At 41.1% G+C, this 13578-nt stretch carries 11 protein-coding genes and 1 pseudogene; 6 read left to right on the forward strand and 6 right to left on the reverse strand.

What is annotated here, in order from left to right:
* Positions 1-231: 231 nt before the first annotated feature.
* Both BN1765_RS06885 and BN1765_RS06890 read left to right on the forward strand, forming a co-directional pair.
* Positions 232-552, forward strand: a complete 321-nt coding sequence (locus BN1765_RS06885; RefSeq protein ID WP_050614419.1) for a hypothetical protein — start codon at positions 232-234, stop codon at positions 550-552.
* Between the two features lie 159 nt (positions 553-711).
* A complete protein-coding gene (locus BN1765_RS06890; protein ID WP_050614420.1) occupies positions 712-2325 on the forward strand; it encodes a putative polysaccharide biosynthesis protein in 1614 nt (537 codons plus the stop codon).
* Between the two features lie 42 nt (positions 2326-2367).
* Here the strand turns inward: BN1765_RS06890 and BN1765_RS06895 are convergent, their stop codons facing one another.
* The gene (locus BN1765_RS06895) at positions 2368-3315 is read right to left on the reverse strand and encodes an L-lactate dehydrogenase (protein ID WP_050614421.1); all 948 of its coding nucleotides are present in this window, start codon (positions 3313-3315) and stop codon (positions 2368-2370) included.
* 239 nt (positions 3316-3554) lie between these two features.
* Between BN1765_RS06895 and BN1765_RS06900 the strand changes: the two genes are divergently transcribed.
* Complete coding sequence (locus BN1765_RS06900; protein ID WP_050614422.1) at positions 3555-3857, forward strand: DUF5983 family protein; 303 nt, start codon at positions 3555-3557, stop codon at positions 3855-3857.
* Positions 3858-4094: 237 nt separating this feature from the next.
* On the opposite strand, the gene BN1765_RS06905 is transcribed toward BN1765_RS06900, so the two are convergent.
* The 4 genes and pseudogenes from BN1765_RS06905 to BN1765_RS20395 all read right to left on the reverse strand — a co-directional run.
* Positions 4095-4673 (reverse strand): lipoprotein BA_5634 family protein, encoded by a 579-nt coding sequence (locus tag BN1765_RS06905; RefSeq protein WP_050614423.1) that lies wholly within the window; start codon positions 4671-4673, stop codon positions 4095-4097.
* Positions 4674-4827: 154 nt separating this feature from the next.
* Entirely contained in the window at positions 4828-5205 is a 378-nt protein-coding gene (locus tag BN1765_RS06910) for a DUF4181 domain-containing protein (RefSeq protein ID WP_050614424.1), read from the reverse strand.
* A gap of 1038 nt (positions 5206-6243) precedes the next feature.
* The gene (locus BN1765_RS06915; RefSeq protein WP_050614425.1) at positions 6244-8400 is read right to left on the reverse strand and encodes an ATP-dependent Clp protease ATP-binding subunit; all 2157 of its coding nucleotides are present in this window, start codon (positions 8398-8400) and stop codon (positions 6244-6246) included.
* A gap of 265 nt (positions 8401-8665) precedes the next feature.
* Positions 8666-8776: pseudogene (locus BN1765_RS20395) on the reverse strand (cupin domain-containing protein); the annotation flags it as partial.
* 205 nt (positions 8777-8981) lie between these two features.
* On the opposite strand from BN1765_RS20395, the gene BN1765_RS06920 reads away from it, so the two are divergent.
* On the forward strand, positions 8982-9647 hold the full coding sequence (locus BN1765_RS06920; RefSeq protein WP_147554162.1) for a hypothetical protein: 666 nt from the start codon (positions 8982-8984) through the stop codon (positions 9645-9647).
* A 111-nt stretch (positions 9648-9758) separates the two neighbouring features.
* Positions 9759-10409, forward strand: coding sequence for a DUF6944 family repetitive protein (locus BN1765_RS06925; RefSeq protein ID WP_050614427.1), 651 nt, complete (start codon positions 9759-9761; stop codon positions 10407-10409).
* Positions 10410-10613: 204 nt separating this feature from the next.
* On the opposite strand, the gene BN1765_RS06930 is transcribed toward BN1765_RS06925, so the two are convergent.
* On the reverse strand, positions 10614-11294 hold the full coding sequence (locus tag BN1765_RS06930; protein WP_050614428.1) for a DUF1269 domain-containing protein: 681 nt from the start codon (positions 11292-11294) through the stop codon (positions 10614-10616).
* Positions 11295-12093: 799 nt separating this feature from the next.
* On the opposite strand from BN1765_RS06930, the gene BN1765_RS06935 reads away from it, so the two are divergent.
* The gene (locus tag BN1765_RS06935) at positions 12094-13350 is read left to right on the forward strand and encodes a cation:dicarboxylate symporter family transporter (protein ID WP_050614429.1); all 1257 of its coding nucleotides are present in this window, start codon (positions 12094-12096) and stop codon (positions 13348-13350) included.
* Positions 13351-13578: the final 228 nt, after the last annotated feature.

The raw sequence follows: 13578 nt of genomic DNA on the forward strand, positions 1-13578 counted from the left end.
GGTTTTATTCTCCTGTTTTTTCCTATTCTTATTAGCGTTTATTCTCCCACTTACACTTCTTTGCCTTCACTTCCGTGTTGCATTCATAAATCTTATGCTCAAAAGAACATACATCTAGTCCTGCCCGCTTATAACCAGTCCCTATTCATTAATATTCATTGACTTTGTAGAATAATGAGGGTATTTGCGGTAAAATAGTTATATTATGGATAATTAGGTGTGGAGGTTTCTATGGGAAAAAACGCGAAAATATCCTATATGTTCTTGCTTGCTACGTTGCTGCTTGCCATTGTCAATTATGTGGGGGTGGGTTCGTTGTCCATAGCCAGCATTGGCGCAAATAAATGGCTAGGTTGGGCTGTGTTCGGATTTTTGAATGCATCAATCCTTTTATTGGTTCTTCTTCCGCTGGCAGGCTTTGGGGCTGCACTCAAGGTAGCAGAGGGTAAATACAAAAAAAGGCTTATGATTGCACACGGTGTATGTATATGCTCAATATCGGCGTATTCCTGCTACATAGGATTTGTGCATTGGTCCAATTATCTGGCATAAGTGGAATGGGCAAAAACATGTGTGTCCGACTGGTTTAAGCGTACCTATCCTTAAATCAGTTTCAACTGGTGACGGATGGACTTATTGTACGTTAAATGGGAGAGGTATCAGGGGGAGGCAAAAGATGTGGCGCCAAACAGATCCTTTATAAGAGGGACAATGATCGTAACGCTCGGTACGTTTTTCATTAAATTTATTGGGATGATTTATGTCATCCCTTTTTATCATTTAGTGAAGGAACAGGGCGGTGCGCTCTACATGTACGGATATATTCCGTTCACCATTTTTCTCAGTATCGCAACGGGAGGTATTCCGTTGGCTGTAGCAAAGTTTGTCAGCAAGTACAATGAGTTGGGGGATTATCGGACAAGCAGGCGCATTTTCAAATCGGGCTTTTTATTGATGGGGATGACAGGGTTCATAGCTTTCATTGCCCTTTATGGATTGGCTCCCTGGTTTGCCGGGAGGATGCTTGCTGATGATACACAAGGAAACACCCTGGGAGATACAACCATGGTCATACGGATGACGAGTTTTTCCCTTCTGCTTGTTCCTGTGATGGGCTTGATTAGGGGGTTTTTCCAAGGGCACCAATCAATGGGCCCGACGACACTGTCGCAGATGGTCGAGCAAGTTGTCCGGATTGTTGTCCTTCTAGGAGCAGCCTTTCTCATTTTGCGCGTATTCGGCGGCAGTATCGCCCAAGCTGTCGGATGGGCAACATTTTCAGCCTTTATCGGTGCTGCGGCAGGCTTGGCGGTTTTGCTGGCCTACTGGTTCAAGCGGAAGAAACACTTGAATAGGCTGCTCCTGAAACAGCGGGTATTTGAAGATTTGATCCCGTATAAAACGTTATATAAGGAATTACTGCTATATGCTTTTCCTTTTGTTTTTGTCGGCATTGCTATTCCTGCTTTCCAGCAGGTGGATGCCCTGACGTTCAACCGGACTTTAAGCAATATGGGATTTGACAAAGAGGCGGCCAATGTGATTTTTTCCGGCTTCACCATGTATGCACATAAATTGATTATGATACCAGTTTCTCTAGCAACTGCTTTTAGCTTGACGCTTGTTCCTGCTATCACCAAGCTGCATTATCGAAATGACCGAGAGAGTCTGCATCGCCAAATCTCACAAATCCTGCAGGCCACACTCTTTTTAACGTTGCCTGCAGTGATCGGAATGTCTGCTATTGCATATCCCTTGTACGCCAGCTTTTATAAAGTGGAGGCAGCCTCTTTGTATGGAGGGAATATACTTAGATGGTACGCACCTGTCGCTATCCTGTTTGCTTTTTATTCAGTCAATGCAGCCATCCTGCAGGGATTGAACAGGCAAAAAGCAGCTGTAGTTGCGTTAATGATTGGCCTTTTGTTAAAGGCTGTCCTGAATGTTCCGTTGATTCGCCTGATGGGAGCGGACGGTGCTGTATTGGCAACAGGCATTGGATTTATGGGCGCCGTGGCCTATACATTCGCCAAAATAAAAAAATATACTCACATGAATTTTCACTTTGTCATTAGGCGTTCACTGCTGATTTGTCTGATTACCCTGTTGATGGCAGGGGGAGTGCTGTTGTTGCAATTTTTCCTTTCTCCTTTGCTATCTTATAGCCAAGGGAAATGGCAGTCCATTCTACTGGCGGTTATGGGTGGAATTGCAGGGGTCGCCATATACGGCGGGCTAACACTGAAAACGACACTGGCAAGCAGAATTTTGGGAGAACGATTTACTTCCAAGGTTTCCCGCTTCTTTTCTGCAAAAGCATCCTGACATAAAGATAAGCCCCCACATCATGCGGGGGCTTATTTCTTTTTAGATGACAGGCTTCATCGTTTCTTTCAACACGGAGATGGAGTGATCTAGTTTTTTCATTTCTTCTTCTGAAAGATCCAATTCGATGACGGATTCCACTCCATTGCGTGAAATTACTGCTGGAGCGCTTGAATACACGTCATGTTGTCCATAAAGACCTTCCAGGTAAACGGATACCGGAAGAATCGCTCTCTCATTATTCAGCACGGCTTTCGTAATCCTTGCTACACACATGCCAATCCCGAAATAAGTCGCTTTCTTTCTTTCGATAATATAATAGGCAGCATCGCGGACACCGATAAAAATTTCTTCCAGATCTGCTTCATTATACTTGCCGCCATGCTTCTTAATGTACTCTTTGATAGGCTGCGAAGCGATGGAACAGTGGCTCCAAGTAGCAAATTCCGTATCACCGTGTTCACCCATAATGTATGTATGGATATTGCGGGGATCGACGTCAAAATACTCGGAAAGCGCAGAACGCAGTCTTGATGTATCTAGCGTTGTTCCGGAACCGATGACAGATGATTTCGGCAGCCCGGATTCTTTCCATGCAATATAGGTCATAATATCGACCGGATTGGACGCAACGATAAAAATGCCGTTGAATCCGGATGCCATGATGCTTTTTATGATGCTTTTCATAATGGCTGCATTACGTTCCACTAAAGCGAGGCGCGTTTCACCTGGTTTTTGGTTAACGCCGGCAGTAATGATGATCACTTCTGCATCTTTGCAGTCACTATAATCCCCGGCACGGACTTTTACACGTGAAGGGCCGAACGGTACGCCATGCCGCAAATCGGCCGCTTCACCTTCCGCTTTTGCTGTATCGAGGTCAATGAGGATCAATTCTTCGGCGATGCCTTGGTTCACAATTGAATAGGCGATTGCTGTTCCTACAAATCCGGTTCCCACAATGGCCACTTTTTTCGTATCTCTATTCAAGTTCTTACACTCCTTGTCTAACCATAAAATAAGTACTTCTATAAAATAGTATTTTTAAATGTAAAGGGAATTATTCCTTCCTCGTTATAATTTGTTTTTCGTCAAAAAATAGACATACCTTTTGAAGATGAATAGGTATTTCAAAATAATTTTTGGGTATAAATCGTATAGGCAAACCAACTTAATGCGAGTATAGGAGCTGTGTTGCCAGTCTACATATGTTAAGGAGGAGAACGAACATGGTTGAAAAAATTCTTACATTATCTCGTGTGCATATCCAAAAAGGGACAGGGGAATGGCTTGATCAACAAGCTAACTTAACGAAGGGTAACGATGTAGATTTCCCTGTATTCAAAAAAGAGGATGATGGTTGGTTCATTCCGGTGAAGGAACGTTTGGTGACTGAGGAATTAAAAGAAAAACATAAGGTGCCTGTTGAGTTTTTCGATGTATTGAACTATGCAGTCACTCACAAATGTACTTGGATTCTGATTGACCATGAAGGGGATATTATTGAAGATTTAACTCAATACAATTGGTAATTAGATAGTAGCCAAACAAAAGGCCGTGTCAATGAGATTGCGGTCTTTTCCTTTGTCTGAAATATAGAAAAAGCCCATTTTCATAAAGTGAAACTTTAATCGGTGGAGGTTTTAATCATCCCCCACCGATTAGTAGTTGAACCAATCTTAGTTCTTGCTGGCGCTTTACACTCCTTTGTCTTTACTCCCGTGTTGGAGTGGGAATCTTTTAGCGCTAGTTAGAATGGACGGTGTGCTTTAATCCATCACGATCATTTGTTTTTTTACATGATGAATATCGTTATATGCATCTTTGGCAGCAGAAGCTTTATGGAATTGCATGAGTGAAATCGATTTTTCGGATTGCGGCAGTGAATCATATATGGCGTCTTCCACCACAAAGATGGATGTAATGCCATTCCGTTTCGTCCCCACCTGTACATTCCCGTCATATATCGTAGGAAGGGAAGGAAGGAGCTTATCTGATTGCTTGCTGCTCGAAGCGAAAAGAAGGACATTTTTGTCAGTCAGCTGGTCTAGCTTCTTTATGTTTGCAGCTTTAGTCGGATCCGCGCCATCACGAAGCAGCTGTTTGTCCATCATTTGTAGGATGGTGGTTTTGTTGATGATCAGTGATTTCAAGCCTTCTTTTTCTAATTCTTTAACATGGTAAAGCGCCTGCACCTGCAGTTTGGATTGATACGGGTCGGTCGCAAGATCCACACTGTCTGGATTTCCATATAGTAATATACCGTTTTCTTTAGAATCAGAAAAGCTGCAGGCCGGAAGTACGGTTGCCATCAGCAGCAGGAGTACGAGGAATCGTTTCTTTTTCATTTTGTTAGCCAACCTTCTGTTTTAGGATCAATTCCTTTATTGTATAAGAAAAAAGCGGCTCGTGGTACTTAAATGGTAGAGATTCTTCTTTTGGCCAGATAAAAAGCAACCTTCCACAATAGGAGATTGCCTTATTGTAAGTCGATATATGGCTTTAAGGATGGGTGATGAACATAATCAAAAAAGTCATTAAGAAGAAAGAAGCACCCAAAAAGGAATGGACATATTCTTTATCTTCTTTTTTAAAGAAGTATTCTTCCATACCCCTGATGATATAAATGCAAAAGAGGAATAAAACAATTAAAAAGACAGGGATTAAGGGATTTGGGCTAATCCATTTATAAAAATAAATGGAAGTGAAAAGATAAACAAGAAGCAAAAAAGCCTCCAAAATAAGAAATGGCAGGTGGCGCCCTTTTATTGCCTCCCGTCTAGAGATCGGGGAAACCGTCATATGCTGTTTTTTCCGCAAAACTACTTCAATCAATAAATAAACAAGAGTCAAGATCAGAATGGAAGCTATGGTTGTCATCAACAATTTCTCCTTTCAGGCGGCTTGAATTAAATCTGCTTAGGACCCATGGACAAACAGTATGTACATAATAAAGAGTCTGATAGAGATATCATTTATCCGTTCTATATGATGATCAGACTCCCACTTCAGCACGAAAATAAATGTGAAGAAGGTTATTTATCTTACAGTATGCCCGCAAACCAGCCTGGATGATACCACCATCTAAAATCAACAGAGCAAGAAAAAATGCCAAATAAAAAAGGCCCACTCATGTGAGCCTTGATCGTTAAATTATTTGGTGGAAGGTTGCTTAAGTTGCTTTCCCTTTGTGCTGTCATCACTTTAAACAACTTAATCATTCTCTTGCAGGATTCGTAGCGCCGCTTACGTTCATTAAGGAAGAGCGAAGTTTTCCTTCTTGTTCATCTGTCCTCCACTTGCCGTGGGGGAGAGAACAGAGATTTCATCCTTTTTTCTTTCCTTATGAAAGGTAACGACTCACAAATCTTTGTTTCGTATGTGCATCTCTGAAATAGGTGATGAATGAGCTTTATACGAATGAGGAGTGGAATGGATGCCAGCACGACTTCGCATCCAGAATGCTTGCTTGACAGAAACCTTAACCGCCATTCCTTTTTCGTCTTGACCTAATGAAAGTCAGCTGATTCACCATACATGTAATCAGCATGCACGCTGTACCTGTTAATCACTCGATGGAACTTCTATACCCATTCTCATCTAAGCAACCAACCACCAGCTTTTCCTTTGACGGGATCTGTTTCTTTCCCGTCACTACTCTATACCCTCTCTACAAAAAAATAACCTTAAAAACGCATAAAAAACAGAAGTTTTAAAACTGCATGCTTAAGAAAGGATGAATATAATCAAAGACCCAGAAAAACGCCCAAAGAGCCAATATCCTAAGCAAATTTTCGAGAGCGATTGGCATTCTGTTTATGGCGTGTTTTGACCCTGCAAGCAGATTCTATGGAAAGTAAAAAAACCTCCATCCAAAGTTGGATAGAGGTTTAGAGCTAATAAGCTAAGGTGACGTAATTATTGTTTGATAATCTTGATGTCGTCGTCATCCAAGATTGCTTTAACATCTTTCACTTCAGGCTCTTCGTACATGAAGTCAGCAATATTGTCTTCAAGATGCTCTTGGATCGCTCTTCTCAAAGGCCGTGCCCCAAAAGCAGGGCTATAGCCGAGTTCTGCCAGTTTTTCTTTCACTTCGGTTGACACTTCAAGAGAAATGCCTTCTTCTTTAAGCATGTCGTCTAATTCAGCTAGCATGATGTCTACAATTTGGATTAGATGCTCTTTTTCCAGACCGTTGAATTCGATAATGCTGTCGAAGCGGTTCAGGAATTCTGGTTTGAAGTATTGGCTTAAAGAATCAAGGATACTATCTTTTTCCACTTTTGAACCTTCTTCATTGAATCCGAGAGTAGTGCGTTTCATGCCGGCGCCTGCATTGCTTGTCATGATGATGACCGTATTTTTGAAGTTGACGGTACGGCCTTGGCTATCAGTCAATCTTCCGTCTTCAAGAATTTGCAGGAACATATGCATGACATCCGGATGCGCCTTTTCGATTTCATCCAGCAAGACGATGCTGTACGGGTGTCTCCGCACTTTTTCAGTCAATTGTCCGGCTTCTTCATGGCCGACATATCCTGGAGGAGAACCGATCAGTTTGGATACACTGTGTTTTTCCATATATTCACTCATATCCAGACGGACCATTGCCTCTTTTGTTCCGAACAGTTCTTCAGCAAGTGCTTTAGAAAGCTCTGTTTTACCAACACCTGTCGGACCAACGAAGAGGAATGAACCAATCGGGCGATTTTTAGCCTTCAGTCCCGCACGGCTTCTGCGGATTGCCTTGGCGACCTTTTGGACAGCTTCTTCCTGGCCAATTCCTTTTTTGAACAGTTCAGCTTGGAGGTTTTTCATTCGCTGTGCTTCGTCTTCTTGCACTTTGCCTACAGGGATGCCTGTTTTTTCAGCGATGATTTCCTGGATATGTTCTACGGTAACAACTGGTTGCGAAGGGTTGCCGTTTTCTAATGCGTGTTCCAACTTGCCTTCTTCATCGCGAAGGACTGCTGCTTTTTCATAATCTTCCTTGGCAAGAGCCTCTTCTTTTTCTCTATGGATGGCAGCAAGACGCTGTTTGATCGCTTCCAGATCTCCTGTTTCGATCGTTAAATTTAATTTGGAGCCAGCTTCATCCATTAAATCGATTGCTTTGTCAGGCAGGAATCGGTCTTGGATGTATCTGCTTGAAAGTTCGACAGCTGCTTGCAAGGCTTCCTCTGTATAAGTTACTCCGTGGAAAGATTCATAATGATCCTTTAATCCTTTTAGGATACTGATGGCTTCCTCTGTTGTAGGTTCGTCGACCTGCACTGGTTGGAAGCGGCGTTCTAACGCTCCATCTTTTTCGATTTGACGATATTCAGAAAGCGTTGTCGCCCCTACTAATTGCAATTCACCGCGAGCAAGGGCAGGTTTAAGGATATTCCCTGCGTCCATACTGCCTTCAGCAGAGCCGGCACCGACAAGCTGATGGATTTCGTCAATGAAAAGAATGACATTTTTGCGGCTTTGCAATTCACCGATTAGCTGTTTCATCCGTTCTTCAAATTGGCCGCGGATTCCTGTATTGGAAACAAGGGAAGCGACGTCTAGAAGGTATACTTCTTTTGCCTGCAGTTTGGCAGGTACTTGCCCTTCTGCGATTTTTAGCGCCAATCCTTCAGCGATGGCTGTTTTACCTACACCAGGTTCCCCAATCAGAACCGGGTTGTTTTTTGTTCGTCTATTTAAAATTTCAATGACTCGTTTGATTTCTTTTTCACGTCCAATGACTGGATCGATTAATCCAGCTTTTGCGTTGGATGTTAAATTTCGGCCGAATTGATCCAGCAGTCCGCCTCCACGGTGCCCGTCTTGTCCCGTTTGAGGCATGGATGGCTGTTGCGGTTGGCCTGACATGGAAGAAAAATCGGCAGAGCCGTTAAAAAATGCATGGTTGAAAAAGGGTTCCATATCGAATGGCATATTTCCCATTTGAGCTGCTGCCCCCAGTTTTGAGCGTTCTTCTTTATAACAAGCAGAGCACAAATGATGTTTTTCTTGATGTCCATTTATACGAAGCTGCAATTGTACAGTGGCTTGTTGTCTTTGGCATTTTTCACATAACATATGTGACTCCTCCTTATTGATCATGTATTTCTCCTATCCAAAAGAGATAGTCTAATTTGACTTTGACTATCTTTGACTTTAATCATATTATACTCTGACCTTTTTTGACTTTCAAGTATTTTGATTGATCTTTTTAATTGAATGGCGTTTTTGTTTATATGTAGAAATAGAAGTAAAACAGCGCTTCAGCCAGCATGTTTTCACCTGAACATTTGAATTAAAAACCATCTTTAATAATAGTCAATAAAGAGAATAGGGAAGGAAGAAGATTTGCGACTTGTCCGAGAGTGGTGGAGTAGTGTTGGATTTGTTTTGTAAAAGGGTTGAGCAAAGAAACGGTTGCTGCCCTTGCTATGCAATAAGCAAGCTCTGTTGAGCATCAAATAGGTTGTTTTTATAAAAGAGGGAAGCTGAGTTGGTAGAGTACTCCAAGATGCCCGCTTTCCACAGGGGTCTATCCCTTTTTGCCTTAGCTAATGAATTTTTTAATTTTGTAGTAAGAATGACAGAAGTGGTCCACAATTTTTACACATTTATTCGATATGATGGATAAGAAATATGCCGTAAAGGAAATTTTTGAAATGAAAAAGTTGTTTTTGATCATCATCTTTATATCAGTCATATCTAGTTTCTACTTTTCTGTAGCAAAGCAATTTAAAATAATGGAGGTTTTTAATGATGCTGTCACAGTCGTTGTAAACCGGCATTATTTTCAGCCATACATAGAGGATGTAAACACGGTGTTTTACAAAGATAAAAGTGTGATTATGTTTTCGGCCAACGATGCTTTTAACAACTTGGAAGCAACCGAGAAATTCTTCATGCTTGAAAGTTTCCAGTTACATATGGCCCATATGGCTAAAAGTTTGAATTTGCCTTCTAAATTCTCTGAGAACATCAGGATATCGGCTAAATGGAAACAAGACAGATATGAATATTTCCGTCCACAAGACTTGGATAAACCTCAGTATATATATAATGGGAAAATGGTGGGAAAGGGTTTAGAAAAGCTGCTGGTCAAGAACAAGAACAAGAATAAAGAAAACGTGGAAGCAGAATCTGAACATATTTTAGATTATACGATCCGCCTCTATAAGGTTATAACCAAGAATGGAACGGATTATGTTCCTGGTATGGATAACTGGTTAATCAGGGATGCAGTTATAGACAAATTCCTGATTTCTAAGGATGAATATGAAGCAATCATAAATAACCACATCAATGCATGTAAGAGAGGGCCCGGTTGAAGGCCAGACGTCAGTAAAGTCCTGTATCCTTTTAGGACGGTTTAAATCATCTGCAGATTCCCTGAACGGTTGCCTGTTTTTTTGTATACAATATACCCAAGGTGATTCAAAATGGTGATCAATGAAACAGTTACGGAATCCACGCTTTTTGCTTTAACGATTGAAGCAATTGGTACAATTCTTTCAGCAATCGGAAATACGCCTATTCCATTTCTGAGCCAATCACTATTATATGATATGGATAATATTGGCGATATCCTTCAGGTTACCGGAACAGGTATCCAAATTGATGATGAACGAGTGCTTTCATTAAATAAAATAGGCAATATCGTGATTGCATCTGGGAACCTCGAAGAAATCGCAGCTAATTTTTTATTTGCTCGAGGTTCTGCTTTACAGCAACTGCTATTGCAGCAAGGAAATGCCGTCCAGGTAGTGGGGACAGGATTAGCCCTTGTTTATTCATATGAGCAGACGCCTAATTTGGCTAATCTATATGGATTGTATGCCAATTTGCTTCAAATAGTCGGTTTGAGTTTACAGGTTCTGGCCGGAACGCTTCCTTCTAATAGTACAGAAAGCACTGTAACCAATACCATCGGGAACTGGATTCAAGCCGGTGGAGCAAACCTTGCTGTTGTCAGCCAGGTAATCGAAAATAATAATTCTGATAACAATTCCTCAGAAGATCACTCAGGCTATCAAGATGGCGGGGATAAATATCGGTACGGTTACTATTTCCATAACCATGCAGCCTGTTAATAAGTAAAAATGATAAAGTGAAACTTTAAGGGGGTTTTTATTTATTCTCTACCGATCATTAGTTGATCAATGGGCTTCTTATTGGCGCGATTTCCCACTAACACTTCTTTGTCTTAGCGCGTCTTTTTAAGTGGGAGTCTTAGCTCCAGTTAGAAGGGGGTCAAAGGATCATCCACAACGCGTGATGATCCTTTTGATTTTGTATTATTTTTCAGAACCTCTTTTTTCTTTCAGTTCTTGGAATTCGCTCTTTATTTTTGCTTTGTATTCTGCTACTTTTCTATGCCGTTCTTCAGATCTTTTTTCTCTCATTTTTGCCTTAGCTTTTTTTTGAAGATCTTTTTCCACCTCTCTGGCATGATTTACTTCTTCCTGGATCATACCGGCATTATAACGGATGGTCACGACGTCAAATGGTTTCATCACTCTATCATAAGAGGATTCTGTCTCCTCCTGGACAACTGATAGCAAGGCTACATCTCCATCCTGCATCCGTGAGCTGACCGATGTAATAAGGCTGGTTTCTTCCTCCATATCATCTGCATCCAATGAAGCGCCGATTACGGTACCCACGCCTAATCCCAGCAGAATGCCCAGAGGGCCGCCCAATATGCCAATTAATCCGCCGATTAATCCACCTTTCCATGTATCATCAGCTGTCCGTTTTCCCGTATCAAACCCATCTTTCAGCAATATTTCACCATCCACTTTTTTCATTAGAGCAACCTGTGAAAGGACAATCTTTTTGTCGAATGTACTCAGCTTTTTTAATTCAGACATAGCCTGGTAGGCTTCACTTTCAATATTAAAATAACTTAAAATGACATTTTCCATTTCATTCACGCCCTTCAAACGGTATTTGGCCGGCATGCCAGCTACTTTCATTATAAGCCGGCTTATGCATAGGGCAGGAATCAGGAGCGATATGTTTAAAAACGTTAAAGATTAGCACATGGAATGTACATGATTTTTCGGCAATATGCAAAATTTTTTATGGATGAACGAAAAATTAGCAGGGCATTGCTTCCATTCGAAAAATCAGATTAGTGATTTGTCTGGGCCGCGTTTGAAAAGCATGGAGATATTTTTTGGATGGCAAAACACGCTTTCAGTAAAAATAAGCATATAGTAGCAGAAAAAACGGAGCCAATGTTGGATGGAAAATGTATTATTCTTTTGGAGTAGAGTAAAAATAGGATAGTTATATGCGTAATCTATTACTACTCTGCTATATCAGATTTTATTTGCATATTTGCTAAAAAAATAGTCGGTTTACGTCTTGGGACATTAACACTATATTAAAATTCCTTCTTATTTATGTTTAAAATGGCCCCTTACTATGGTATAGAAAATAACGGTAAACACCATAAGGATATTGAATATAATTATTTTGCTTTATTAACAGAAATAATTTTGATATACTTTTCATTAAAAATATATTCTATTTTATACTCTTTATGGAATAAATTGGGGAATGAATATTGTAGTGCATACTACTAGGGGTAAATTTAATTAGTGGACAAGGGGTATCTTTCCAATTCTAGCCTGCAGCTTGCCTAATGGGCTATTCTGCTTTGTTTGTTGGAGTACAGTAGAAGTATAACCATGATGGCGGGTAATATCTTTCCCTTACCGATTTAATTGCTTTTACAGCAAGGAACTTTTACGAAGGTGAGGTTGTTAGATGAAAAGAATTAGTTTAGCTAGTCAAATTCTCATTGGTCTTGTCGTCGGTATTATTGTTGGTACAGTGTTCTATGGAAGCGATACGGTCGCATCGTTTCTACAGCCGATTGGGGATATTTTCCTGCGTTTAATTAAGATGATCGTAGTGCCGATTATAATCTCTAGTATTATAGTAGCCGTTGCCGGCGTCGGAGATATTAAACAGTTGGGTAAAATCGGCGGTAAGACGATTATCTATTTTGAGATCGTCACCACCATAGCGATCATTGTAGGCATCCTGGCGGCGAATATCCTTAAGCCGGGTGTCGGTGTAGAAATGGACCATTTAAGCCAAACCGATATCGGCAGTTATGTGGACACGGCCGAAAAAACAGAATCACATAGTTTCGTAGATACGATTGTTAACATAGTTCCTTCTAATCCAATATCAGCCATTGCCAATGGCGATATGTTGGCCATTATCTTCTTTTCCCTTATTTTTGGGTTCGGTGTATCAGCCATCGGAGAAAAAGGAAAACCTGTGTTGGCCTTCTTTGAAGGGACCGCATCGACCATGTTTTATGTCACTAACCAGGTTATGAAATTTGCTCCTTTCGGTGTATTCGCCCTCATAGGGATCACTGTTTCAAAGTTTGGCATAACCTCTCTGATTCCTTTGGGAAAACTAGTCCTCTCCGTATATGGTACAATGATTTTCTTCATAGTGGTTGTGCTCGGTTTAGTCGGAAAGATTGTCGGATTCAGTTTGTTCAAATTGATCAAAATAATTAAAGAAGAAATGATCCTTGCATTCTCGACAGCCAGTTCGGAAGCGGTATTGCCGAAGATTATGGAAAAGATGGAGAAGGCAGGATGCCCTAAGCACGTAGCCTCTTTTGTAATTCCAACCGGTTATTCCTTTAACCTGGATGGATCCACACTCTATCAGGCACTGGCGGCTATGTTTATAGCCCAGATGTATGGGATTGATTTAAGCATTACAGCCCAAATATCTTTGTTGCTTGCTCTAATGGTTACATCCAAAGGGATTGCTGGCGTGCCGGGCGTATCGTTTGTTGTTCTTCTTGCCACATTGGGCACTGTAGGTATTCCTATTGAAGGTTTGGCCTTTATTGCTGGAATCGACCGTATTCTCGATATGGGCCGAACAGTGGTGAACGTGGTGGGCAACTCGCTGGCTGCCATTGTTATTTCTAAATGGGAAGGCAATTTCGACCCTAACCGCGCACAAAGAACAGAAGCGTTAAGTGAATAAGATATGAAAGCCTACCGATTAACCTCGGTGGGGCTTTTTTGTAGGAAAGGTAATAAGAAGGATTGGCCATAAAAATGTCGAATATAAACCAAGAAAAAACACCTCAATAGATCGAGGTGTTTTTTCCGCTAATTGTAGGTAGGGGGATCGTGCCTTATTTTGTTTCCCGCAGCTTGTTAAGTTGGCGTGTGGATTAAATGTCAATTTTCGTACGATTTTTATTAAGAT

It is taken from the genome of Bacillus testis, assembly GCF_001243895.1.
In the GTDB taxonomy this organism is placed as follows: domain Bacteria; phylum Bacillota; class Bacilli; order Bacillales; family DSM-1321; genus Bacillus_AD; species Bacillus_AD testis.